Source organism: Martinezella calliandrae, from assembly GCF_030272695.1.
Classification (GTDB): Bacteria; Pseudomonadota; Alphaproteobacteria; order Rhizobiales; family Rhizobiaceae; genus Rhizobium; species Rhizobium calliandrae.
This window is the reverse complement of the sequence record NZ_JARFYN010000005.1, coordinates 105,012-128,596: the sequence shown is the minus strand read 5'-3', so window position 1 is coordinate 128,596 and position 23,585 is coordinate 105,012. Positions and strand designations below refer to the sequence as shown.

The following is a 23,585-nucleotide window of genomic DNA, read 5'->3' as shown; positions in this document are numbered from 1 at the left end:
ACCTAGGGGTGCGCAAGCTTGTCGACTTAACGCAACTTGGCCTAAAAAGCCAGTCGGCAAGACCTTGATGCTGAAGAATTCATCAGATCATCAAAATATCTGATGATTATTTAGGCCACTTCCTGAACAGGCGGCTCGACGATGGCCTTTGGTTCTTCCTTGCGCACCCTGGCAACGAAGACAACCACGGCTGCCAAGATCAGGATCGCTGACATGATGAACGGGGCACCGGCGAATACGACGGGTGCGGTCGGCGTGGTAAAATACCGAAACAGATAGGGAAACAGCACCGGCCCGATGATCGCAGTAATGCTGGTGAGGCTGCCGAGAGCGCCTTGCAACTCGCCCTGCGCCGACGGCGGCACCTTGCTTGCGGCGATGGAGCGCAATGGCGCATCCGACACATTTTCGATCACCGTTAACACGACGACGACATAGACCATCCAGCCCTGCCAGGCGAAGGCATATCCCAGCAGGCCCAGGCCCGAGAAGCTAAGCCCGAGCACGACGGTCTTCCATTCGCCGAGCACGGCCACGATGCGAGGCAAAGCAAGCCCCATGACCAGCGCCATGCCAATGCCGTAGGTGCCAAGCGAAATGCCGATCTCCAACGAGGTCCATCCATATCGATAGGAGGTGACGAAGGACCAGACTGCCGGAAAGACACCATGCGCCAGCCAGTTGAAGAACATGACGATGAATACCCAGCCGAGCCCCTGATAACGGCGCACCTGCCGCAGCGCCCCGAGCGGACTGGCGCGCCAGAACTCGAAACGGCGGCGATTCCTCGGCTCCAGCGTTTCCGGCAGTAGGAAATAGGCGCCGATAAAGTTTAGGAACGCCAGCGCCGCCGCGCCAAAGAAGGGTGCGCGCGGGCCGAGTTCGCCGAGGAACCCGCCAATGACGGGCCCGAGCACGAAACCCAAGCCGAAGGCCATGCCGATCAGGCCGAAATTCTTTGCCCTGTTCTCGTCCGTACTGATGTCGGCGATATAGGCCGAACATGTCGAGAAGCTCGCCCCGCTGATGCCGGCCAGGATGCGGCCGGCGAACAATATCCAATAGCTGCCGGCCATGGCGCAGATAAAATTGTCGATCGCGAAAGTTAACACAGAGGCAAGCAAGACCGGCCGGCGGCCGAAACGATCGCTTAAATTGCCGATCAGCGGTGAGAACAGAAATTGCATCGCCGCATAGGCAAGCAGCAGCCAGCCACCATCGGTGGCCGCCTCGCTGACCGAAGCGCCCGTCAGCTCTTCCAGGTATTTCGGCATGACCGGCATGATGATGGCGATGCCGATGACGTCCAGGAATAGGATGACGAAGACGAGGAACAGGCCGCGACGTACGAATTTCTGGTCGATCATGGAGTTTGCCTCTGGGGGGCCCCATCTCCATGAAGAGACAGAACGTGAACGAAAAAACGAAGCGTTCCCCTTACCTAAAGATTTTGCCGGAAACAATCAGTGAACGCTTCAATCTTCCTGATTTATCGAACGATTTTTTTGATCCTTGGCATGTGGACGGCGCTTATGCTTCGTTCGGCCGGCGCTGCTCCAATTTCACAAAGTCGACGAAGGCCCGAAGCGGCGCCGGCATGTGGCGGCGACTGGCGTAATAGAGAAACGGGCCGGAAAAAGCTGCTTCCCAATCTTCGAGAAGCGGTATCAGCTCACCGCTTTCGATCTGTGGTGCAACGAATTCCGCGAAAGTTCTGATGATGCCCAGCCCCTCCACCGCGCCACTACGCTCGATGTCGACCGAATTCGTCGCGAGAACCATGGGCGGCGAAATGGCGATCGTCTCGCCCTCCCTTTCGTACTCCCAGGGAAAAGCCGAGCCGCTGACGAAGCGGTGCCGGATGCAGCGATGGTGCAGAATGTCGCGCGGGTGACGGGGCGTACCGTTCGCCGATAGATAGGCCGGTGACGCCGCGGTGACATAGCGTTGTTGCCGCGGCCCGATTGGGACGGCGATCATATCCAGTTCAAGTCGCTCATCATAGCGAACGCCGGCATCATAACCCGCCGCCAGCACATCGATAAAACTGTCTTCGGCGACGACTTCGACCGAGATCCCCGGGTAGGCTTGCAGGAAGCGGTTGATGATCCCTGGCATGATGACGATGGCGGCAATTGTCGGCACGTTGAGCCGCAGCGTCCCGCCAGGACTGTCGCGAAATGTGTTGATGTCGTCGAGCGCGGTCGCGATCTCGCCTATCGCCGGCGCCAACCGCTCGATCAGCCGCTCGCCGGCCTCTGTCGGCGTGACGCTGCGGGTGGTACGGTTGAGCAGGCGTACGCCGAGCCGCTCCTCGAGCCGTCGGAGCGCCTCACTCAACGACGACGCGGAGACGTGACGCTTGCGTGCCGCCTCACGAAAACTGCGCTCGCGGGCGACAGCAGCGAAGGCATCGAGGTCGGCAAGTGGCAAATCATCCATTGTACGAAATTCCAAACAACCCGTTTCGATTTGCCAGGATTATCGCACAAAAGCCGATGGAGTAAAACCGATCACGAAGACGCCGTCCGCGAGGAACTTGATCTAACAAGTCTGACGGCGCCGCTGACCAAGGAGAACTGAAATGCAGATGCGTCAATTGGGCAAGACTGGCCCCGAAGTATCCGCCATCGGCCTCGGCTGCATGGGCATGTCCGGTATGTACGGACCGTCTGACCGTACCGAAAGCATTGCCACCATCCACGCCGCCCTCGATGCCGGCATCAACCTGCTCGACACCGGCGATTTCTATGGCATGGGCCATAATGAAATGCTGATCGGCGAGGCGATCAGAGGCCTTAAGCGCGACGATTTCCTGATCAGCGTCAAGTTCGGCGCGCTGCGCGATCCGGCCGGCGCCTGGTTGGGCTATGATGCCCGTCCAGCCGCGATCAGGAACTTCATCGCCTACACGCTACAGCGCCTCGGCGTCGACCATATCGATATCTACCGCCCTGCCCGCCTCGATCCGAAGGTGCCGATCGAGGATCAGGTCGGAGCGATGGCCGAGCTGATCAAGGAAGGTTATATCCGGCACATCGGCCTTTCCGAGGTCGGCGCCGACACCATCCGCCGTGCCGCGGCCGTACATCCGATCGTCGATCTGCAAATCGAATATTCGCTGATCTCACGCGGTATCGAGGATCAGATCCTGCCCACCTGCCGCGAGCTCGGCATCGGCATTACCGCTTATGGCGTTCTGTCGCGCGGCCTGATCAGCGGTCACTGGCAGAAGGACGCGGCGCAGAGCGGTGATTTCCGTGCCTTCAGCCCGCGCTTCCAGGCGGGAAATGTCGAAAAGAACCTGGAACTTGTGGAAGCCCTGCGCCAGATCGCAGACGCCAAGGGTGTTAGCGTGGCGAAGATCGCCATTGCCTGGGTCGCAGCCCAGGGCAAGGACATCATCCCCCTGATCGGCGCCCGCCGCCGCGATCGCCTGACCGAGGCCCTCGGGTCGCTGTCTGTCGAATTGTCCGCAGCAGATTTCGCGGCGATCGAACGCGCAGTCCCGAAGGACGCCGCCGCTGGCGGCCGTTATCCGGAAGCGCAGTTGGCGCATATAGATAGCGAAAAATAAGGGCTTTGCCTTCTCCCCTCGGATAAGAGGGGAGAAGGCGCCAGAAGTCAAACCGGATTATTCAGCGTATCGCAGTCGCTGAGCTTGCCGGATTGGAAGCCCTGCTTGAACCATTTCACACGCTGCGCCGAAGTGCCGTGGTTGAAACTATCCGGGACGACATAGCCCTGGCTGCGCTTCTGCAGCGTATCGTCGCCGATCTGCTGCGCGGCATTCAGCGCCTCTTCGAGGTCGCCAGCCTGCAGGATGCCTTTCTGCTGGGTGAACTTACCCCAGATGCCAGCAAAGCAATCGGCTTGCAGCTCGATGCGCACAGACAACTTGTTGGCGTCCACCTCGCTCATATTCTGGCGCGCCTGATTGAACTTCGGCAAAATCCCCAGCAAATCCTGAACATGATGGCCGACTTCATGGGCGATCACATAGGCTTGCGCGAAATCACCAGATGCGCCGAATTGATCCTTCATCTGCTGAAAGAAGGCCATATCGAGATAGACCTTCTGATCGCTCGGGCAATAGAACGGCCCCGTCGCGGCAGAGGCCGTGCCACAAGCTGAAGGGAAACGACCCGAAAACAGCACCAGCTTCGGATCGGTATAGGTTTTGCCCATCGACTTGAAGATGCCTGTCCAAGTGTCTTCGGTATCGGCAAGCACCGTAGCAACGAATTGCTTCATCTCGTCGTTGGCAGGCGCGCCACTGCCGCCGCTTGAATTACTCTGCTGGTAGCCAGGGCCGGTGCCGCCATCCAAGGCGCCGCTCTGCTGCAACAGCCCAATGACGTCAACGCCCATGGCCCTCAGCACCAGAAAAATCACCACCAGGATGACAATGGTGCTGATGCTCAAGCCGCCGCCGCGCCGCATGCCGCCGCCGGGAAAGCCCATGCCGCCGCCACCGAAGGGACCACCCCCGGAACTGCCGCCCATCTGCGAAGAACCGCGTTCATCCTCGATATTGTCGGATTGCCGACGTCCCTTCCAATCCATGATTGCACCTCCAGCGATGCAGGTCCTTGAGACAATAAAGTCTAACTCATTCTGAAATACATCGTCCCACTATAAATTATGAAAACCGGAAAGAAAATTTTCACCATTATGTCCATCGGACCTCAGACAGTAACAAAATCTGGGCGAGCATTCTTTAAATATCTCGGGTGCCCACCTACGTCTTTCCACGCGCCGATACGTTGCATTTTATTACCATGTGGACAACCGCAATTCGGCATTTCGCGGCGCGTTGCGGTTGCGCAAGTATATGCGCGTCATAACTATGCACCGAGGGTTTGATGAAACGATCGATGAGTGTGTCGCTGCTTGTGATGGGAACGGCGGCACTGACGGGCTGTGGCCAGAAGGACAACAACACCGCAAAAATTTACAAGGACGTCGATGCCTGCATCGCCGAAGACATCTATACGGCTGAGAGGTGCCGATCCGATTTTGCGGCAGCCGAAAAAGAACGCCTCCAAAATGCGCCGGCCTACGAAACGGTGGCGGCATGTGAAAAGGACTATGGCGTCAACGATTGCCAGCCGACAACAGGTGCCCACCGTGCCGGCCTGGGCCATTTCATTCCTTTCATGGCCGGCTACGTCGTTGGCAACGTCGCGCAAACCTACAATGCCAATGCACTGTACCAACCGCGTGGCAGTAGCGATCTTAGAACCGCTGCCGGGCAAAGTCTCGCCAACAGCAAGCCGATCGCCAACACCGATTTTGCGTCACGGAAGAAGGATGACGGCACCCAGCCTTCCCATTCTTCGTCATCCGGCGGTGGCGGAGGATCCTGGCGCGGCTATTCGAAACCATCTGTCAATTCGACGACAACGGTGGAACGCGGCGGCTGGGGCTTCCGCGGTTTTCACCTTGCCGGTTGAGGAACAGCCGCCGATGAAACGCGTGGTCGTCAACGAAAGACCAAATTGGCAGGCCGATGCGGAGAACTGCGGCTTTACCATCCACTCCATCAACGACGAGCGCTATTGGGACGAGCGCCACGCCTACGTCTTCACTCTGGACGAGATCGAAACCAGGCTCGAGGACCCGTCCGCTACGCTCCTGCAAATGTGCTACAGTGCGGTCGACCGGATCGTTGCCGATGCCGGTCTGATGTCCCGCATGGCGATCCCGCCAGAATTTCATGGGGCCGTTTTCCGGTCTTGGCGCAACCGGGAGCGCGATCTCTATGGCCGCTTTGACCTGGCTTACGGCGGCGACGGACCGGCGAAACTTTTGGAGTTCAACGCGGACACCCCGACGAGCTTGTTCGAGAGCGCCGTCTTCCAGTGGCGATGGCTGGAAGACATGAAGGCGCGTGGAGAAATTTCGAGGACCGCCGACCAATTCAACTCGATCCACGAGCGACTGATCGATGCCCTGCGGTTTCTCCCCGGCCCATCCAGACGAATGCATTTCGCCGGCATTCTGGGCTCGGAAGAGGACCTGGTGACGCTGAATTACCTCGTCGACTGCGCCGCCCAGGCGGGGTGCGAGGCGATGTTGCTCGGCATGGCCGATATCGGCGTTGATGCCAAACATTGGCTGACCGACTTACAAGATCAGCGCGTCGATTGCCTCTTCAAGCTTTATCCGCTCGAGGACATGGTGCGCGAGCCCTTCGCTCGCCATCTACCGGCGACGCCGACGAGAGTGGTCGAGCCCTTGTGGAAATTGGCGCTTTCAAACAAGGGACTATTGCCGGTTCTATGGGATATGTTTCCCCATCACGAAAATCTGCTTCCCGCATATTTCGATGATGATCCCCGTGCCGAAGCCCTTGGCGAGACATATGTCCGCAAGCCGCTGCTCTCCCGTGAGGGCGCCAACGTAACGCTCGTCAACCATCAGGCAGATGGAGGCAATTATCGCGTCGACGGCCCCTATGGCGCGGAAGGCTATATCAGGCAGGCGCTTAGACTCCTTCCCCGCTTCGGCGACGACTGGACCGTCATCGGTTCCTGGATTATCGCCGGGCAGCCGGCCGGCATCGGCATCCGCGAAGACGACACGCCGATCACACGCGACACCTCGCGCTTTGTGCCGCACTATATACTGGATTGACGGATATTGGCGAGGCGGCCGCCGTTCAGCGGTCAATGCCCGCGCCGACAGCGCCAAACGCGGCAACGGCCTTCTCTTCCGATTCCTGTCGATTCCGCGATTTATGGGGTTCCGTTTGCAGATACATTTGCCTATAAGCCGCTTCTAGCCTGAAAATATTTGCCCATGCGCCCCGGCCGGTGACCTCCCACCCTGGCCGGTTTTTCGCGCAACAAAAAAACGGATGTGAGCCCATGCCGAAGCGCCAAGATATCAAATCGATCCTCATCATCGGTGCAGGACCGATTGTCATTGGCCAGGCTTGTGAGTTTGACTATTCCGGGACACAGGCCTGCAAGGCGCTCAGAGAGGAAGGCTATCGCGTCATCCTCGTCAATTCCAATCCCGCGACGATCATGACCGATCCGGGGCTGGCGGACGCGACCTATGTCGAGCCGATCACCCCTGAAGTGGTCGCCAAGATCATCGCCAAGGAACGACCGGACGCGCTGCTGCCGACCATGGGTGGCCAGACGGCGCTCAACACCGCGCTCTCGCTGAAGCGCATGGGCGTGCTAGACCGCTACAATGTCGAGATGATCGGCGCCAAGCCGGCCGCGATCGACATGGCCGAAGACCGCGCCCTCTTCCGCGAAGCCATGGCCCGCATCGGCCTCGAAACTCCCCGCTCGATGCTGGCGAATGCCACCGACATCAAGGATGGCGACCGCAAGACCCATGAGGCCGAGCGCACCAAGCTGAAGGCCCAGCTCTCGGGCGCCGAACTCGACACTGCGCTCGACGAGCTGGAAAACCAGTGGAACCTCGGCGAAAGCGACCGCAAGCAACGCTACATGAACCACGCCATGGCGGTCGCCGCCCAAGCGCTCGATCATGTCGGCCTGCCGGCCATCATCCGTCCTTCGTTCACGCTCGGCGGCACCGGCGGCGGTATCGCCTATAACCGCTCTGAATTCTTCGAGATCGTCGGCGGCGGCCTCGACGCTTCGCCGACCACGGAAGTCCTCATTGAGGAATCGGTACTCGGCTGGAAGGAATTCGAGATGGAAGTGGTCCGCGACAAGGCGGACAACTGCATCATCATCTGCTCGATCGAAAACATCGACCCGATGGGCGTCCATACCGGCGATTCGATCACCGTCGCCCCGGCACTGACGCTGACCGATAAAGAATACCAGATCATGCGCAACGCCTCGATCGCGGTTCTGCGCGAGATCGGCGTCGAGACAGGCGGCTCGAACGTGCAGTTCGCCGTCAATCCGAAAGACGGCCGCCTCGTCGTCATCGAAATGAACCCGCGCGTGTCGCGTTCTTCGGCCCTTGCCTCCAAGGCCACCGGTTTCCCGATCGCCAAGGTCGCCGCCAAGCTGGCGATCGGCTATACGCTGGACGAACTCGATAATGACATCACCGGCGGAGCAACGCCCGCGTCGTTCGAACCGTCGATCGATTACGTCGTGACGAAAATTCCGCGCTTTGCCTTCGAGAAATTCCCGGGCGCCTCTCCGGTGCTGACCACCGCGATGAAGTCGGTCGGCGAAGTCATGGCGATCGGCCGCACCTTTGCCGAATCGCTGCAAAAAGCGCTTCGCGGCCTGGAAACCGGTCTTACCGGCCTCGACGAGATCGAAATCCCCGGCATTGAAGAAGGCGAAGGCAGCCAGAACGCCATCCGCGCCGCCATCGGCACGCCGACGCCGGATCGCCTGCGCATGGTTGCCCAGGCGCTGCGCCTCGGCATGTCGCCGGAAGAGGTGCACGAAGGTTGCAAGATCGATCCCTGGTTCATCGCACAGCTGAAGAACATCGTCGATATGGAAGCCCGCATCCGCGAACACGGCCTGCCGGACGACGCTTCCAACCTGCGCATGCTGAAGGCCATGGGCTTCTCGGACGCGCGCCTTGCGACGCTGACGGGTAAGCGGCCGAAGGAAGTCGCGGAACTGCGCAACAGCCTCAATGTTCGCCCGGTCTTCAAGCGCATCGACACTTGCGCCGCCGAGTTCGCCTCGCCCACCGCCTATATGTATTCGACCTACGAAACGCCCTTTGTCGGCGCTGCCCGCTCGGAAGCGCAGGTTTCCGAGCGCAGGAAAGTCGTCATCCTCGGCGGCGGTCCGAACCGTATCGGCCAGGGCATCGAGTTCGACTATTGCTGCTGCCACGCGGCCTTCGCGCTCAAAGATGCCGGCTATGAAGCGATCATGATCAACTGCAACCCGGAAACCGTCTCAACGGATTACGACACCTCGGACCGGCTCTATTTCGAGCCGCTCACCGCAGAAGACGTGATCGAGATCCTGAAGATGGAGCAGGAAAGGGGCGAGCTGGTCGGCGTTATCGTCCAATTCGGCGGCCAGACACCGCTGAAGCTTGCGGAAGCCCTGGAAAAGAACGGCATTCCAATCCTCGGCACTGCGCCCGATGCAATCGACCACGCCGAAGACCGCGACCGCTTCCAGAAGCTTTTGATGAAGCTCGACCTCAACCAGCCCAACAACGGCATCGCCTATTCGGTGGAACAGGCTCGCCTCGTCGCCGCCGAAATCGGCTTTCCGCTGGTGGTGCGCCCGTCCTACGTGCTCGGCGGCCGCGCGATGCAGATCATTCACTCGGAAAGCATGCTCCAGACCTATCTTCTCGACACCGTTCCGGAGCTCGTGCCGGAAGACATCAAGCAGCGCTATCCGAATGACAAGACCGGCCAGATCAACACCCTGCTCGGCAAGAACCCGCTGCTGTTCGACAGCTATCTCGCCAACGCCATCGAAGTCGATGTCGACTGCCTTTCCGACGGCACCGACGTCTACGTCGCAGGCATTATGGAGCATATCGAAGAGGCCGGCATCCATTCGGGTGACTCGGCCTGCTCGCTGCCGCCGCGCACGCTGTCACCGGCAATGATCGACGAACTGGAGCGGCAGGCGAAGGCCATGGCAAAGGCGCTGAACGTCGGCGGTTTGATGAACGTGCAGTTCGCCATCAAGGACGGCACGGTCTACGTGCTGGAAGTCAACCCGCGTGCGTCGCGCACCGTACCCTTCGTCGCCAAGACGATCGGCGCGCCCATCGCCAAGATCGCCGCCCGCGTCATGGCCGGCGAAAAGCTGGACGCGACCTTCGCCGCCTATGGCGAAAAGCCCGATCCGCGCAAGCTGAAGCATATCGCCGTCAAGGAAGCCGTCTTCCCCTTCGCCCGCTTCCCGGGCGTCGATACCCTGCTTGGACCGGAAATGCGTTCGACCGGCGAGGTCATCGGCCTGGATACGGATTTTGCCCTGGCCTTTGCTAAGTCGCAGCTCGGCGCCGGCGTCGAACTGCCGCGTGACGGAACCGTCTTCGTCTCCGTGCGCGACGACGACAAGCCGCGTGTCCTTCCCGCCATCCGCATGTTGACCGAGCTGGGCTTCAAGGTGCTCGCGACCGGCGGGACCCAGCGCTATCTCGCCGAGCAGGGCATCAGCGCCGCCAAGATCAACAAGGTGCTGGAAGGCCGGCCGCATATCGAGGATGCCATCCGCAATCGCCAGGTTCAGCTCGTCATCAACACGACCGACAGCAACAAGGCAATCTCGGACTCGAAGTCACTGCGCCGCGCAACCCTGATGCAGAAGGTGCCCTACTACACCACCATGGCCGGCGCGGAAGCTGCTGCCATGGCGATCAAGGCGCTCAAGGCCGGCAACCTCGAAGTCCAGCCTTTGCAGAACTATTTCTGAGGCGTTGTTGACGGTGACGGAGCTTTCACAGCGGCTTCGTCATCGCCCGTGATAACGCTCGCTTCCTTCTGGCGTCGCCTTTGTTCCGATGAGCGCGGCGATCATGATCGTCAACGTCGCGGCCGGCCGGCTTGCTGCTCATTTCGGCATTCGTCCGAGCATGATCGTCGGCCTTTGTTGGCGACGATCGGCTATGCCGCCATGTGTTTCATCGGACCCGACCCCAGCGCCTTCCTGGTCGCTCCCACCTTCATGGTCGCCGGAGCAGGCATAGCGCTCGCGATCCCCTCGCTGATGGCAGCGACACTGGCCTATGCCGATCCCCAATCCGTTGGCATCGCTTCGGGCGTTGTGAATGCCGCAAGGCATCTGGCGGCGCGATCGGCATCGCCCTGTTCAGCGCTATCATCGGTACGGCGGTCGGCAGCCAATTCGTCGCCGAAACGCCTATCGCGAGCATCATCTCCGCTGCTGGCCTGATCTGTGCTGCGGCCTGCGTGACCCTGATCATGCCGACATTGCGTCATGCGCAGGCCCTACCGATGAGCGCAATGACGGAACATTAGCGAAGCCATCTTTCTGCCCGCTCAGCGATTGGCAGGCGCTCCAAACAGTCGGCCGATGGGTACATAAATTCTGGCTTCAGCGCGTATCGGCCAAGACCCGCCCCACCATAAGTCACCGAATTTTCTGGCAATCGTCTGTCGCAATCTGCTATAGATGACAGAATAATGGCTCTGTATGGTTCCGAGGTACCGCTTCGGGACCTGTTTTCTTTTGTGTCTGCGACAGAGCAACGCAGGGAGTGAAGGACAAGAAAAATGGTTGAAAAGGTGCCGATGACGCAAAACGGGTTCGTCAAGCTGCAGGAAGAGCTGCGCTGGCGTCAGCAGGAGGAGCGCCCGCGAATCATCGAGGCAATTTCGGAAGCACGCGCCCATGGTGACCTTTCCGAAAACGCCGAGTACCACGCCGCCAAGGAAGCCCAGAGCCACAACGAAGGCCGCATCAGCGAACTCGAAGATCTGACGGCGCGCGCCGAAGTCATCGATCTCGCCAAGATGTCCGGCTCGAAGATCAAGTTCGGCGCCAAGGTGAAACTCGTCGACGAGGACACCGAGGAGGAGAAGATCTATCAGATCGTCGGCGATCAGGAAGCCGACGTGAAGGCTGGCCGCATCTCCATCTCGTCGCCGATCGCGCGCGCCCTGATCGGCAAGGAAGTCGGCGATTCCATCGAGGTCAACGCGCCTGGCGGCGCCAAGGCCTACGAAATCCTCTCCGTCACCTGGGGCTGATCGCCCGTGCGCGATCGCGACGCATCGCACTCAGGCGATCTCAGCGAGATCGAGGTCATTGCGACGAACTTCAAACGCCGGCTCTCGGGCGTTACCTCGACGATCGTGCAGTTGATCCCGAAGCAGATTGAACTTGGCTGCCATATCGCGACACTTGGTCCGGGCTTGCCAGAAGATCTGCCCAAGCTTGGCTGGGCGCGGCTTCCCGGCCTCTGGATGAGGCCGCGCCGCCATCGTGTGCGCGTCTGGCATGCCCGCCGCAATAACGAGATGCTGGTCGGGCTGGTGCTGCGCTCCGTGTTGCGCATGCCACTGAAACTGGTCTTCACGTCAGCCGCCCAACGTCGTCACACCGCCTATACGCGTTTTCTGATCCGCCGCATGGACGCCGTGATCGCCACAAGCAACCGCTCCGGCAGTTTCTTGCAGGTGCCGCACACCGTCATCCAGCATGGCGTCGACCTGAATATGTTTCATCCGCCGGAAGTGCCGAGCGATCGCATGGCCGCCACCGGCCTGCCCGGCACCTATCTGATCGGCTGCTTCGGTCGCGTTCGCCACCAGAAGGGGACGGATCTCTTCGTCAAGGCGATGATCGACCTACTGCCGCGCTACCCGGACTGGACCGCCGTCGTCTGCGGTCGGGTAACCGCTGAACATCGCGGCTTCGGCGACGAACTGGTAAAGATGGTGGCTGCAGCCGGCCTTGGTGATCGCATCCGCTTCCTCGGCGAAGTCGACGATATCAGGCCTTGGTATCGCCGGTCGACACTTTACGTCGCCCCTTCCCGCAACGAAGGTTTCGGCTTGACGCCGCTGGAAGCCATGGCTTCGCGCACCGCCGTCGTTGCCTCCGATGCGGGCGCCTATGCCGAATTGATCGTGCCTGGCGAGACCGGTGCGATCGTGCCGGCGGGCGATGGAGAGGCCCTGACCAAGGCCATCGCCTGGTATCTCGCCAATCCCGAACAGGCGCTTCAACAGGGTGAAAACGCCGTGCGTCATGTGCGCAGCGAATTCGCGCTCGAAAAGGAAGCCACCGCGATCGGCGACATCTATCGGCGATTGCTTGACGCCGCCCGCTGAGCCTTGCGAACTAACTGGCCGAGGTCGATATGGTTGCGCTCGATGAACTCGACCATGGCCCGATCCTCGACCAGATCTTCCTCGACGCTTTTGACGATAGACAAAACCTTGTCCCGATACTTGGTCGGCGAGGCATCATAGGTCCATCCGCGCGCCAGCTTGGCCATCAGCTCTTCACGGGATTTGGTGTAGTAGTGATTGAGCTGCAGGAACCGGTTCGAATAGAAATCCGGCGACCTCCGTAGCCGGCGCGTGAAGCGCTTTCCGGCATCGTTTACCGTCAGATCGCCGAATGCACGTGTCTTGAACTGATGCACGCTGACTTCGATCACCTCGCAGGGATCGACGATACACTTGAAATTGCTGACATGTTCCTTAGGAGTCATCGGATCGGCACCGCGTTTCGTGTAGTTCAACGCCAGCGGGCCATCAGGCGGCGTCTCATGACCGCTGGTGGCGAACATATGCCATGGCAGCGAAACATTCGGAAAGTCGCCCACGGCTTGGAGCGCCTCCTCCACCGTCAGCCCCTTTTTCGGCAGAAGGAACTCGTCGACGTCGATGAAGGCCATCCAGCGGTACGCGCCGCCGAAATTGAGGATGGCGTGGGCAAAGACGATGACCTGACCGCTCAGAGGCGCGCGCGTAGTTGCGTCGGTCATACGTCCCGCCCAAGGGATTATCGTCAGCCTATCGGCATCCAGGAGATCGCGCAGAATGGCGTTAGTCTCGTCTGTCGAGCCATTGTCATAGATATAGAAGTGACGAATACCGACGGCCTGATGGAAGCGCACCCATTCCTCGATGTAGCGCGCCTCGTCCTTGACGCAAACGGCAATCGCGATGCCGTGCCGACCCTCCTGCGGCTTTGGCGGATCGATTGTGAGCTGCTTGGCCGAGATCTTTGGCTTCAGCCAAACCATATGTGCGTTCCCTGCAACTCAGATTGTCGATAGCGCGGCAAACCGTGCATCATAGCCGAATCCATACTTCAATAGCGCCGAAACCGGCGAATGGTTGACAAATGTCACGCCTCGCTCCGACGCGATTTGCTTTGCCAGAACAAAATGTTCAAGGATGCGAGCTTCAGCCCGCGCGATACCGGAAAAGGCGGTTTCATCGCTGGTTTCATAAAAACGGGGCTCATGGGCATTGGAAATGTCGATGCCGAGGAAGCCAATCCTTGTGGGTAGGCAGTAAAGCGCAAACTGCAGCGCTGACACCGCGACCGAGCCGCCTTGGAAGACGCCGCGATCTGGCGCAAAGGAAAAGCCGGCGGAGCCGGTGGTATTAAGCCTAACAAAATCAAGTCCTCTCGACTCGTCGACGGAACGACGCCGTCCGCCATAGGGTTTGCGGATGTCGTCGATCAGAATGACCGTCTTGTCCTTGAGCCAGCGGCTATCGAGCTCCGAAATCGCCCTCAGCACGGCGACGGAAAACAGACAGATCGTGCCGGACCTGATCTTGTCCATAATCATCTCCGAATGCCGCCAGACGAAACGCTCGTCCTCGACGGCGATGGCAAGCGGCATGGCGATCTGCTCGCCGATCAATCCAATGGCGCCATTCAATAGAATGGCGCTGCCTTTCTCCAGTTCAGCCAGATCGCAGTCGCGGATCGACGGGCCGGAACCGACCAAATGGATGATCCAACCGGACTGCTTGCGCAAACGGTCTGCGGAAGAAAGGTCGGCAACCTTGGTGCGGCGATAAAACACCTCCCCTGGGCCGTTACTTCGGACGATATTCAGTCCTGGAAACCCGTCCTGCGCATGAGCGCGCGAACCGCCGAGCAGCAGGCGCGCGCCGGTCTTGATCAGCGATCGGTGCCAGGGGCGGTCAGCCATCGTCTCAGAGCTCCACTAGGCCGAGTTTCTTCACCTGCCGGATGGTCAGCATGGTGCGCACCGTATCGACATGCTCATTCGCTGTCAGCACTTCGATGACGAAATCCTGGAACCGGGTGAGGTTTTCCGCAACACAATGCAGCAGGAAGTCGCTGTCGCCGGACACCATCCATGCCTGGCGCACCAGCGGCCACTGCGCCGTCGCACTGGCAAAGGCTTTCAGATTGGCTTCCGATTGGTGCTTAAGGCCGACCATACAGAACGCAACGAGATCGAAACCGAGCTTCGGGCTGTTGAGCATGGCATGATAACCTTCGATAACGCCAGCCTCTTCCAATTTGCGCACCCGGCGTAGACAGGGCGGCGCGGAGATGCCGACGCGATCGGCGAGCTCGACATTGGTCATGCGACCGTCGCGCTGCAGTTCCCGCAAGATCTTGATATCGATGGCGTCGAGTTCAGCCCGCAGCACTTTTATTGCCTTTCCTTAATTCCCCACCGGCAGTTTCTATACTTTCTTTAAATCCCCACCGGCAGCTTCTATATAAAGCGGGGAAATACGCAAGAAAGTTTCCCTCGCGTAACCGAATCTTACACAAAGCAGATTTGCCCTGTTGGTAATGCAAGGCTGCCCTTGAATAAATGCATAAGGCAATCATAAATGGGTCGGCGGATCGTGAAATCGCCTGCTTTGCCCATTTTGAAGCCGACGCTTGCGAAACGCTGAGATTGAAAGGACTTATTATGCCTGCCCGCCACACCAAGGTGCTCATCATCGGTTCCGGCCCTGCCGGCTATACGGCTGCCGTCTATGCCGCGCGCGCCATGCTGAAGCCGGTTTTGATCGCCGGCCTTGAACAGGGCGGTCAGCTCATGATCACCACGGACGTCGAAAACTATCCGGGCTTTGCCGATCCGATCCAGGGGCCGTGGCTCATGGAGCAAATGTTAAAGCAGGCACAACATGTCGGCGCCGAGATCGTCAACGATCTCGTCACGGAAGTCGACACCAATCAGCGCCCCTTTGTGGCTCGAACCGACAGCGGCCAGGTCTGGACCGCCGACACATTGATCATTGCGACCGGCGCCAAGGCCAAGTGGCTGGGCATTGAGAGCGAACAACATTTCCAGGGCTTCGGCGTTTCCGCCTGCGCCACCTGCGACGGCTTCTTCTATCGCAACAAGGATGTGATCGTGGTTGGCGGCGGCAACAGCGCTGTCGAGGAAGCGCTCTATCTTTCCAACATCGCGAAGTCGGTCACCGTCGTGCATCGCCGCGATTCGTTCCGCGCCGAAAAAATCCTGCAGGAGCGCCTGTTCGCCAAAGAGAACGTCAAGGTCCTCTGGAACACCGAAGTCGCCGAAATCACCGGCACGCCGGCCAAGCCGCCGATGCCGCCGTCGGTTTCCGGCGCGCGCCTGCGCGACACCCGCACCGGCGTTGTCACTGACGTGACGATCGACGGCGTTTTCGTCGCCATCGGCCATGCACCGGCTACCGAGCTTTTCAAAGGCAAGCTGAAGCTCAAAGACAATGGCTATCTCTGGACCGCACCGGATTCGACGGCGACCAGCGTCGAAGGCATCTATGCCGCCGGCGATGTGACCGACGATACGTTCCGACAGGCTGTGACGGCAGCGGGGATGGGCTGCATGGCGGCGCTTGAAGCGGAACGTTATCTTGCCGGGCACATGCCCGTCGCCGTGGCTGCGGAGTGATGCAGCCGATGAGGGGAAACGGCATGCCATTGGACTGGGACAAGCTGCGTATCTTTCACGCGGCTGCCGAAGCCGGATCGTTCACGCACGCAGCCGACAAGCTGCATTTGTCCCAATCCGCCATCAGCCGCCAGGTCAGCGCCCTCGAGCAGGACGTCGGCATCAAGTTGTTTCATCGCCACGCTCGCGGCCTGATCCTGACCGAACAGGGCGAACTGCTTTATCGTACCGCACATGACGTTCTCTTGAAGCTCGAAACGGTCAAAATGCAATTGACCGAGACGACCGACAAGCCGAGCGGCAAGTTGCGCGTGACGACGACCGTCGGCCTTGGCCAGGGCTGGCTGACCGACAAGATCCAGGAGTTCCTGCAGCTTTATCCCGACATGTCGATCCAGCTCATTCTCGATAACGAGGAGCTCGATGTGAACATGCGCCATGCCGATTGCGCCATCCGCCTGCGCCAGCCGCAACAGTCGGATTTGATCCAGCGCAAGCTTTTCACCGTGCATATGCATGTCTACGCTGCCCCCTCCTACATCAACCGCCATGGCGAGCCGCAATCGGTGGAGGATCTGGACAATCATCGCATCATCAGCTTCGGCGAACCGGCGCCAAACTATCTGCTCGACGTCAACTGGCTGGAAATCGCCGGCCGCTCGTCGGACAACAAGCGCGCTCCGCATTTGCAGATCAACAGCCAGACCTCGATCAAGCGCGCCTGCCTGCTCGGCATCGGCATCGCCGTGCTGCCGGACTACATTGTCGGCCGCGACCCGGGTCTCATTCAGCTGGCGATCAATGCTGACGTGCCGTCCTTCGACACCTATTTCTGCTATCCCGACGAAATGAAGAACGCCGCCAAACTCAAAGTTTTTCGGGACTTTATCGTTGCGAAAGCTCGAAACTGGAACTTCTAGCTTAGCTAAGCCTCTGAGAAAAAAGTCTTTTTTGCAGTAATATATCTGCTAAGCGTATGACGCATGGCTGATATGCACAAAACAGAGTTGAAGCCTGCCTATTTAGCTACCATATCGCAACCAGCTGATGCATTTGGTGGCTTTTCCTCCCAGTTCCACCGCATTGGCTGTTCCCCTCTGGAGGTTTTTAACCTTCATACCTATAGGGCCCTGGTTGTTACCGGTGGCCCTTTTTTTTGGCTTTTTGCGCCAGAGATAGCAAATGCATAACTGCCATGCACAAAAATGCATTGCGCACTGCACAAATTAGCAGCATACAGCACACAGCTGATGCACATGGTGGCTTTTCCTCCCAGTTCCACCGCAGCAGCTGTTCCCCTCTGGAGGTTTTTAACCTTCACACCTATAGGGCCCTGGATTATTCCGGTGGCCCTCTTTTTTTGCCCAATTTTTGCGCACATCACCAAAGCGCCTTGCATAAAATAATTTGCTGCAGCGCACCTTGATATATCGAAAATCGACGATACATAAATCGTCTCTTTTCGATATTTACCTGGTGAGCACCATGGACAAGACTGAGATATTGAAGGCTTTGGCCCATCCGGCGAGGCTCGAAATCCTCAACCAGCTCAAAGACCCGCAGGTACATTTTCCGACCCAGGAACATCCGTTGGAGCTGGGCGTCTGTGCCAGTCAGTTCGAGCGTTGCGGCTTGTCGCAATCCACAGTCTCCGCCCATCTCGGTACTTTGCATCGTGCCGGCCTGGTGACCACAAGGCGCCTCGGCCAGTGGATTTTCTATAAGCGCAACGAGGAAACCATCGCTGAATTCCTCGCGACCCTGCAAAAGGAACTTTGATATGCCGCTTGCGCTCCTCGTCCTGGCACTGAGCTCCTTTGCCATCGGGACAACTGAATTCGTCATCATGGGCCTGCTGCCCGAAGTTTCCGCCGATCTTTCCGTCACCATCCCGCAAGCCGGCTGGCTGGTCACCGGTTATGCGCTGGCGGTGGCGATCGGCGCGCCGATCATGGCTATTTCAACGGCGCACCTGCGCCGCCGTTCGGCTTTGATTATGCTGATGGGCTTCTTCATTCTCGGCAACCTGCTCTGCGCCATCGCGCCCGGCTATTGGGTTCTGATGATCGCCCGCATCGTCACCGCGCTTTGCCATGGCGCCTTCTTCGGCATCGGCTCGGTCGTTGCCGCAAGCCTGGTCGCCGACGACCGCAAGGCCCGCGCCGTTGCGTTGATGTTCACCGGTCTGACGCTTGCCAATGTGCTCGGTGTGCCGCTCGGCACCGCATTTGGCCAGGCCTTCGGCTGGCGTGCGCCCTTCTTTGTCGTAACGCTGCTCGGCGTCGCATCACTTGCCGGCTTGATGCTTATCCTGCCCAAAGCTGAGGAAGTCCGTCAGGGCAATCTTGCCCGCGAAATATCCGCGCTGCGCGGTGTCGGCCTGTGGCTGTCGTTACTGACGACGGTGTTCTTCTCCGCCGCCATGTTCGCACTGTTCACCTATATTGCACCGCTGCTGCGCGACATCACCGGCGTATCTGCTCAGTGGGTCACCTTGACGCTGTTGCTGATCGGCGTCGGTTTGACCATCGGCAATCTTATCGGCGGCAAGCTGGCGGACTGGCGGCTCGGCACCACACTCGCCGGCGTCTTCGCGGCAATCGCGCTGACCTCCGTCATCTTCAGCATCACCAGCCATTCCTTCATCCCAGCCGAAATCACCCTCTTCCTCTGGGCTGCGGCGAGCTTCGCCGCCGTGCCGGCGCTGCAGATCAACGTCGTCGGTTTCGGCAAGGATGCGCCGAACCTGGTATCGACGATCAACATCGGCGCCTTCAATACCGGCAATGCGCTCGGCGCCTGGGTCGGTGGTGCAGTCATCGACGCCGGCTTCTCGTTGTCGCATGTGCCGCTTGCCGGGGCTGCCATGGCCCTCCTCGGCCTTGCCACCGTGGCGTTGACCTTCGCGACGGTCAGAGAAAAGAGCGCCGCCCCTGCCTCCTCCTAAGTTCCCTCCCTCATCAGTCGCAACTACCAAGAAAGGACCTCCCATGACCAAACTCTTCGAACCGACGAAACTTGGCGATATCGCCCTCGCCAATCGCATCGTCATGGCGCCGCTGACGCGCAATCGCTCTCCGAATGCCGTCCCGAACGACCTGAACGTCAAATATTACGCCCAGCGCGCCACCGCCGGCCTTATCATCACCGAAGCGACCGCCATCACCCATCAGGGCCAGGGCTATGCTCACGTGCCCGGTCTCTACAGCAAGGAAGCCCTCGACGGCTGGAAGAAAGTGACCGACGCCGTGCATGCCAATGGCGGCAAGATCGTCGTACAGATGTGGCATGTCGGCCGTATTTCCCACACGACGCTGCAGCCGAACGGCGGCAAGCCTGTTTCCTCCACCTCCAGACGCGCCAACGCCAAGACCTATCTGGTGAATAGCGACGGCAGTGGCGGCTTTACCGATGTCTCGGAACCTCGCGCTCTTCAGGCCTCGGAAATTCCGGGGATCATCGAAGACTACCGGAAGGCTGCGCGCGCCGCGATCGAAGCCAGCTTTGACGGCGTCGAAATCCACGGCGCCAACGGCTATCTCATCGACCAGTTCCTTCGCGCCGACGTCAACGACCGCACCGACCAGTATGGCGGCTCGATCGAAAACCGCGCCCGTTTCCTCTTCGAAGTGGTCGACGCCGTGACCAAGGAAATCGGCGCTGGCCGCACCGCAATCCGTATCTCACCTGTAACGCCATCAGGCGATTCCAGCGATCCGCACCCGCAGGCGCTTTTCAGCTACGTCATCGAAGGCCTGGCCAAGTATGGCCTCGCCTATGTCCACGTCGTCGAAGGGCAGACCGGTGGGGCGCGTGACTTCCTGCCCTTCGACTATGACGCCCTTAACGCCGCCTATAAGGCTGCCGGCGGCACGTCAGCTTGGATGCTCAACAACGGCTATGATCGCGAGATGGCGATCGAGGCGGTCGACAGCGGCAAGGCCGATGTCGTTGCCTTCGGCAAGCCTTTCATTTCCAACCCGGATCTGGTTCGCCGGCTGAAGGAAAACGCGCCTCTCGCAGCCTTCGACCAGGCAACACTTTATGGCGGTGGAGAAAACGGCTATGCCGACTATCCGACGCTGGACGAAGCGGCTTAACTCCCGCCGCTCCGATTATCGCGAAAATCCCGCTTAAAGGCGGGATTTTCTTTTTGGCGGCAGCCGTTAGAGTACCGGCATGTTCGAGCCCTACCTGAAGCGCTGGTCGCTGACGCCGGATGGCGAGGCGATCATCACCCGTTCCAGCCATCTCCTGCCGGTCATCTGGCGCGGCTTGCTCGCGATGCTGAAAGTCGCGCTTGATATTGACGAGAAACTCGGCAGCCAGATCTTGCGCTGGTTCGACGGTGACGGCGCCGCGCATGTCTACGAATATGATAGCGACGCCGTGCTTCTGGAACGGGCGACCGGGAAGGGCTCGCTCATGACCATGGCGATGGAAGGCGGTGACGACGAGGCAAGCCGGATCATCTGCCGCACGGCCGCAAAGCTCCACGCGCCACGGGCAACGCCGTTGCCGGACCTGGTCCCGCTAGACTGCTGGTTTCGCGAGCTTGAACCGGCCGCACGTGCCCATGGTGGTCTTCTTACCACGTGCGCCGAGATTGCGCGTCACCTGCTCGCTGATCAATGCGACCTTGCGGTCCTGCACGGCGACATCCACCACGAGAATATTATGGATTTCGGTCCGCGTGGGTGGCTCGCCATCGACCCAAAGCGCGTCTATGGCGAACGCGGCTACGATTTTTCCAACACCTTCTGCAATTCGCAACTCAATATCGTCACCGCCCCCGGCCGCCTGCAGCGGCAACTGCCGATCGTCTGCGCCGAAGCGAGGCTGGAACCGAAGCGGATGCTAAAGTGGATCGTCGCCTATGCCGGACTTTCCGCCTCTTGGTTCCTGAGCGACAAAGACACCAGGAATGCCGAACCGGATTTCAGCGTCGCCAGGATTGCACTCGCCGAACTTCAGATCTGACCGCGCCTCATCGCGCCGGCAGGCAGCCAATTGCCACAAGGCTCGCCTTGACCGCCTCGTCGATCGGGGTATGCGGCTCCTCACCAAGTATGGCCACCAGCTTGTCGTTGCGCATCTGCAACGGCACTTTCCAGAGATAGCGCATCTCCCGCAACTCTCTCATGACCGTCACGAAGGGTGCCGCCAACGGCAGAACCCACCAGGGAAAAGCCCTCTGCTTGACCTTGTGCCCGACGACACGTTCGATCGCAGCAACCATCTGCCGACCATCGCCATCCCAATGACCGCGCATGTGATAGACGCCAAAGGCGGGAAGCGCGTCGCCCTTTTCGATCAGGCGGACCATCGTTTCGGCGACATCCGGCAGATAGGCCCATTGATGGCCGATGCCGGCGCTGCCCGGATTGCTGACTGATGCAACCGGCTTTCCGGGTTTGACGATGCCCTGAGAGAACCAACTATTGGCAACTTGGCCGAAGAAATCACCGGCGCGCAGGATGATGACCGGCGTGCCGCTCTCGGCGGCAGCCTTCAGCCGCTTCTCCATCTCGACGCGGATCGCGCCCTTGCGCGTCCGGGGGTTCTGCGGACTGTCCTCCGTCACGTTCGGAAAGACATCCGGTCCGAAATTATAAACCGTGCCGGGAAGGACGATCCGTGCGCCGACCGCTTTTGCCGCAGCGATCGTGCTGTCGAGCATCGGCAGGACGAGTTGCGCCCAGTTCCGGTAGCCGGGCGGATTAACGGCATGTACGATCACGTCGGCGCCGTCTGCGGCCTTCAACACATCGCTTGCCTGCATCGCGTCGCCCTGCACCCAGTCGAAACTAGGCTCGCGTAGCGCCGCCGCCGCTGCGTTGCGGTTCAGCGCCTTGATGTGCCAGCCGCGTTCGGCGAGCGTGCGGGCCACGGCACCGCCGATACCGCCGGTGGCGCCCAGGATAAGAGCGGTCTTTCCATTGTTCATCTGCTTCGTCATCGTCATCTCCATCATTTGATGAGCTGACTATGCCGCGCAACCGAGATAAACGAAATTGCCGAAAAATCTGGATATGATATACAAAATTTTATGACGACATCGGAACCAAGCTGGGATTTCTACCGCACCTTCCTCGCCGTGCTTCATCACGGTTCGCTATCGGCTGCCGCGCGAGACCTCGGCCTCACCCAGCCGACCATCGGTCGCCATATCGATGCGCTGGAACAAGCGGTTGGCAGCGAACTCTTCACCCGTTCGCAACAAGGTCTGCTTCCGACGGATGCGGCCCTTGCCCTTAGACCCTATGCCGAGACGCTGGCGAGCACGACCGCCGCTCTGCTTCGCGCCGCCTCCGGAGCGCGCGACAGCATCAGCGGCACGGTGCGCATCAGCGCAAGCGAGGTGATCGGCACCGAAGTCCTGCCGCCAATCCTGGCCGATTTGCAGGCGACACATCCCGACCTGACGATCGAACTATCAGCGTCGGATAATGTGGAAGACCTCTTGCAGCGCGAAGCTGATATTGCCGTGCGCATGGTCGCCCCGGCCCAGGACGCTCTGCTCGCGCGTCGTATAGGCATCATCCCCCTCGGCTTTTTCGCGCATCGCAACTATCTCGAACGATATGGCGAACCCAAAAACATCAGCGACCTGCGCCGGCACAAGCTGATCGGCTTCGACCGGCAGACCGCTTTCATCCGCGCCATGCTGAAGCGCTACCCGATGTTTGAGGACATTTCTTTCGCCTTCAAATCGGACCACAGCATCGTCCACCATAACGCGCTACGCGCCGGCATCGGTATCGGCTTCTATCAAGTGCCGCTTGCAAAAAGGGATGAGGACCTTGTCCGCCTGCTGCCCGAGATCGAAATATCGCTCGATACCTGGGTCGCAATGCACGAAAACCTGAAGACATCGCCGCGGTGCCGCGTGACGTTCGATGCGCTGGTAACGGGGTTACTCGACTACGTCAAAGCCGGCTGAGAGCGGTAAAGATCATGCCAACGATCGACCCGGTCGAATTTTAGGCACCGGGAGCCGTATCGACCGGTGGAAAATGCACCTTACCGTCGACAACCTCCGTTTCCGGTCGATCGCCACCATCGGTATATTCTTCGTGCCATTTGCCTCGCTCGTCCTGCCAACTGATCTCGGCCGAATCGCCGCCAATCTGCTGCTCGGCCGCCACGATCCTGGCAGCCTCAACCGCTTCGGCATGGGTCGGAAACGCCTCGGAATAGACGTCGCGAAAACGATACGCCCATCCGCCGTCATGGGGCACGATTTCGTAAGTGACCTTGACCATGCATACCTC

At 59.7% G+C, this 23,585-nt stretch carries 22 protein-coding genes; 14 read left to right on the top strand and 8 right to left on the bottom strand.

The features are described 5' to 3' along the window. Positions 1 to 110: 110 nt before the first annotated feature. Together PY650_RS05655 and PY650_RS05650 are read right to left on the bottom strand one after the other, a co-directional pair. Positions 111 to 1,367: a TCR/Tet family MFS transporter gene (locus tag PY650_RS05655; RefSeq protein WP_285878060.1), complete on the bottom strand. Its 1,257-nt coding sequence runs from the start codon at positions 1,365 to 1,367 to the stop codon at positions 111 to 113. Between the two features lie 163 nt (positions 1,368 to 1,530). Then, the gene (locus PY650_RS05650) at positions 1,531 to 2,442 is read right to left on the bottom strand and encodes a LysR family transcriptional regulator (RefSeq protein WP_285878059.1); all 912 of its coding nucleotides are present in this window, start codon (positions 2,440 to 2,442) and stop codon (positions 1,531 to 1,533) included. A 142-nt stretch (positions 2,443 to 2,584) separates the two neighbouring features. On the opposite strand from PY650_RS05650, the gene PY650_RS05645 reads away from it, so the two are divergent. Beyond that, complete coding sequence (locus tag PY650_RS05645) at positions 2,585 to 3,577, top strand: aldo/keto reductase (protein ID WP_285878058.1); 993 nt, start codon at positions 2,585 to 2,587, stop codon at positions 3,575 to 3,577. Between the two features lie 47 nt (positions 3,578 to 3,624). Here the strand turns inward: PY650_RS05645 and ypfJ are convergent, their stop codons facing one another. Then, positions 3,625 to 4,566, bottom strand: coding sequence for a KPN_02809 family neutral zinc metallopeptidase (gene ypfJ / locus PY650_RS05640; RefSeq protein WP_285878057.1), 942 nt, complete (start codon positions 4,564 to 4,566; stop codon positions 3,625 to 3,627). A gap of 299 nt (positions 4,567 to 4,865) precedes the next feature. On the opposite strand from ypfJ, the gene PY650_RS05635 reads away from it, so the two are divergent. The 6 genes from PY650_RS05635 to PY650_RS05610 all read left to right on the top strand — a co-directional run bounded on the left by PY650_RS05635 (position 4,866) and on the right by PY650_RS05610 (position 12,742). Further along, complete coding sequence (locus tag PY650_RS05635) at positions 4,866 to 5,456, top strand: DUF1190 domain-containing protein (RefSeq protein ID WP_285878056.1); 591 nt, start codon at positions 4,866 to 4,868, stop codon at positions 5,454 to 5,456. Between the two features lie 13 nt (positions 5,457 to 5,469). Next, on the top strand, positions 5,470 to 6,639 hold the full coding sequence (locus PY650_RS05630; RefSeq protein WP_285878055.1) for a glutathionylspermidine synthase family protein: 1,170 nt from the start codon (positions 5,470 to 5,472) through the stop codon (positions 6,637 to 6,639). Between the two features lie 233 nt (positions 6,640 to 6,872). Continuing rightward, positions 6,873 to 10,358: a carbamoyl-phosphate synthase large subunit gene (gene carB / locus PY650_RS05625; RefSeq protein ID WP_285878054.1), complete on the top strand. Its 3,486-nt coding sequence runs from the start codon at positions 6,873 to 6,875 to the stop codon at positions 10,356 to 10,358. Between the two features lie 174 nt (positions 10,359 to 10,532). Next, positions 10,533 to 10,838 carry a hypothetical protein gene (locus PY650_RS05620; RefSeq protein WP_285878053.1) on the top strand — a complete coding sequence of 102 codons (306 nt, stop codon included), beginning with the start codon at positions 10,533 to 10,535 and terminating at the stop codon, positions 10,836 to 10,838. A gap of 341 nt (positions 10,839 to 11,179) precedes the next feature. Further along, positions 11,180 to 11,656, top strand: coding sequence for a transcription elongation factor GreA (greA, locus tag PY650_RS05615; RefSeq protein ID WP_120704739.1), 477 nt, complete (start codon positions 11,180 to 11,182; stop codon positions 11,654 to 11,656). Positions 11,657 to 11,662: 6 nt separating this feature from the next. Next, positions 11,663 to 12,742, top strand: coding sequence for a glycosyltransferase family 4 protein (locus PY650_RS05610; protein WP_285878052.1), 1,080 nt, complete (start codon positions 11,663 to 11,665; stop codon positions 12,740 to 12,742). On the opposite strand, the gene PY650_RS05605 is transcribed toward PY650_RS05610, so the two are convergent. Genes PY650_RS05605 through PY650_RS05595 form a run of 3 tightly spaced genes read right to left on the bottom strand, consistent with a single transcriptional unit; the run spans position 12,712 to position 15,064 of the window. Beyond that, the gene (locus tag PY650_RS05605) at positions 12,712 to 13,665 is read right to left on the bottom strand and encodes a glycosyltransferase family 92 protein (protein WP_285878051.1); all 954 of its coding nucleotides are present in this window, start codon (positions 13,663 to 13,665) and stop codon (positions 12,712 to 12,714) included. The two genes, PY650_RS05610 and PY650_RS05605, sit on opposite strands and share 31 nt — an antisense overlap. Positions 13,666 to 13,683: 18 nt before the next feature. Continuing rightward, positions 13,684 to 14,592 carry a glycosyl transferase gene (locus tag PY650_RS05600; protein WP_285878050.1) on the bottom strand — a complete coding sequence of 303 codons (909 nt, stop codon included), beginning with the start codon at positions 14,590 to 14,592 and terminating at the stop codon, positions 13,684 to 13,686. A 4-nt stretch (positions 14,593 to 14,596) separates the two neighbouring features. Further along, positions 14,597 to 15,064: an Lrp/AsnC family transcriptional regulator gene (locus PY650_RS05595; protein WP_285878049.1), complete on the bottom strand. Its 468-nt coding sequence runs from the start codon at positions 15,062 to 15,064 to the stop codon at positions 14,597 to 14,599. Positions 15,065 to 15,336: 272 nt separating this feature from the next. On the opposite strand from PY650_RS05595, the gene trxB reads away from it, so the two are divergent. The 6 genes from trxB (at position 15,337) to PY650_RS05565 (ending at position 21,291) form a co-directional block, all read left to right on the top strand. Further along, positions 15,337 to 16,311, top strand: a complete 975-nt coding sequence (gene trxB, locus PY650_RS05590; protein WP_285878048.1) for a thioredoxin-disulfide reductase — start codon at positions 15,337 to 15,339, stop codon at positions 16,309 to 16,311. Positions 16,312 to 16,334: 23 nt separating this feature from the next. Beyond that, positions 16,335 to 17,231 (top strand): LysR family transcriptional regulator VtlR, encoded by an 897-nt coding sequence (locus tag PY650_RS05585; RefSeq protein WP_285866146.1) that lies wholly within the window; start codon positions 16,335 to 16,337, stop codon positions 17,229 to 17,231. Between the two features lie 565 nt (positions 17,232 to 17,796). Next, positions 17,797 to 18,090 (top strand): ArsR/SmtB family transcription factor, encoded by a 294-nt coding sequence (locus PY650_RS05580; protein WP_285878047.1) that lies wholly within the window; start codon positions 17,797 to 17,799, stop codon positions 18,088 to 18,090. A 1-nt stretch (position 18,091) separates the two neighbouring features. Next, on the top strand, positions 18,092 to 19,258 hold the full coding sequence (locus PY650_RS05575; RefSeq protein ID WP_285878046.1) for an MFS transporter: 1,167 nt from the start codon (positions 18,092 to 18,094) through the stop codon (positions 19,256 to 19,258). A 43-nt stretch (positions 19,259 to 19,301) separates the two neighbouring features. Further along, a complete protein-coding gene (locus PY650_RS05570) occupies positions 19,302 to 20,411 on the top strand; it encodes an alkene reductase (protein WP_285878045.1) in 1,110 nt (369 codons plus the stop codon). 79 nt (positions 20,412 to 20,490) lie between these two features. Then, positions 20,491 to 21,291 carry an aminoglycoside phosphotransferase family protein gene (locus PY650_RS05565; protein WP_285878044.1) on the top strand — a complete coding sequence of 267 codons (801 nt, stop codon included), beginning with the start codon at positions 20,491 to 20,493 and terminating at the stop codon, positions 21,289 to 21,291. A 7-nt stretch (positions 21,292 to 21,298) separates the two neighbouring features. Here the strand turns inward: PY650_RS05565 and PY650_RS05560 are convergent, their stop codons facing one another. Further along, positions 21,299 to 22,270 carry an SDR family NAD(P)-dependent oxidoreductase gene (locus PY650_RS05560; RefSeq protein ID WP_285878043.1) on the bottom strand — a complete coding sequence of 324 codons (972 nt, stop codon included), beginning with the start codon at positions 22,268 to 22,270 and terminating at the stop codon, positions 21,299 to 21,301. Positions 22,271 to 22,360: 90 nt separating this feature from the next. Here PY650_RS05560 and PY650_RS05555 point away from each other — a divergent pair, with 90 nt between their 5' ends. Beyond that, positions 22,361 to 23,254, top strand: a complete 894-nt coding sequence (locus PY650_RS05555; protein WP_285878042.1) for a LysR family transcriptional regulator — start codon at positions 22,361 to 22,363, stop codon at positions 23,252 to 23,254. A 40-nt stretch (positions 23,255 to 23,294) separates the two neighbouring features. On the opposite strand, the gene PY650_RS05550 is transcribed toward PY650_RS05555, so the two are convergent. After that, positions 23,295 to 23,576 (bottom strand): DUF2188 domain-containing protein, encoded by a 282-nt coding sequence (locus tag PY650_RS05550; protein WP_285878041.1) that lies wholly within the window; start codon positions 23,574 to 23,576, stop codon positions 23,295 to 23,297. Positions 23,577 to 23,585 lie beyond the last annotated feature (9 nt).

Coding starts and splice junctions, on each gene's coding strand:
- PY650_RS05655 (WP_285878060.1), bottom strand. CDS start 1,367: ATGATCGACCAGAAATTCGTACGTCGCGGCCTGTTCCTCGTCTTCGTC.
- PY650_RS05650 (WP_285878059.1), bottom strand. CDS start 2,442: ATGGATGATTTGCCACTTGCCGACCTCGATGCCTTCGCTGCTGTCGCC.
- PY650_RS05645 (WP_285878058.1), top strand. CDS start 2,585: ATGCAGATGCGTCAATTGGGCAAGACTGGCCCCGAAGTATCCGCCATC.
- ypfJ (WP_285878057.1), bottom strand. CDS start 4,566: ATGGATTGGAAGGGACGTCGGCAATCCGACAATATCGAGGATGAACGC.
- PY650_RS05635 (WP_285878056.1), top strand. CDS start 4,866: ATGAAACGATCGATGAGTGTGTCGCTGCTTGTGATGGGAACGGCGGCA.
- PY650_RS05630 (WP_285878055.1), top strand. CDS start 5,470: ATGAAACGCGTGGTCGTCAACGAAAGACCAAATTGGCAGGCCGATGCG.
- carB (WP_285878054.1), top strand. CDS start 6,873: ATGCCGAAGCGCCAAGATATCAAATCGATCCTCATCATCGGTGCAGGA.
- greA (WP_120704739.1), top strand. CDS start 11,180: ATGGTTGAAAAGGTGCCGATGACGCAAAACGGGTTCGTCAAGCTGCAG.
- PY650_RS05605 (WP_285878051.1), bottom strand. CDS start 13,665: ATGGTTTGGCTGAAGCCAAAGATCTCGGCCAAGCAGCTCACAATCGAT.
- PY650_RS05600 (WP_285878050.1), bottom strand. CDS start 14,592: ATGGCTGACCGCCCCTGGCACCGATCGCTGATCAAGACCGGCGCGCGC.
- trxB (WP_285878048.1), top strand. CDS start 15,337: ATGCCTGCCCGCCACACCAAGGTGCTCATCATCGGTTCCGGCCCTGCC.
- PY650_RS05585 (WP_285866146.1), top strand. CDS start 16,335: ATGCCATTGGACTGGGACAAGCTGCGTATCTTTCACGCGGCTGCCGAA.
- PY650_RS05580 (WP_285878047.1), top strand. CDS start 17,797: ATGGACAAGACTGAGATATTGAAGGCTTTGGCCCATCCGGCGAGGCTC.
- PY650_RS05575 (WP_285878046.1), top strand. CDS start 18,092: ATGCCGCTTGCGCTCCTCGTCCTGGCACTGAGCTCCTTTGCCATCGGG.
- PY650_RS05570 (WP_285878045.1), top strand. CDS start 19,302: ATGACCAAACTCTTCGAACCGACGAAACTTGGCGATATCGCCCTCGCC.
- PY650_RS05565 (WP_285878044.1), top strand. CDS start 20,491: ATGTTCGAGCCCTACCTGAAGCGCTGGTCGCTGACGCCGGATGGCGAG.
- PY650_RS05560 (WP_285878043.1), bottom strand. CDS start 22,270: ATGACGAAGCAGATGAACAATGGAAAGACCGCTCTTATCCTGGGCGCC.
- PY650_RS05555 (WP_285878042.1), top strand. CDS start 22,361: ATGACGACATCGGAACCAAGCTGGGATTTCTACCGCACCTTCCTCGCC.
- PY650_RS05550 (WP_285878041.1), bottom strand. CDS start 23,576: ATGGTCAAGGTCACTTACGAAATCGTGCCCCATGACGGCGGATGGGCG.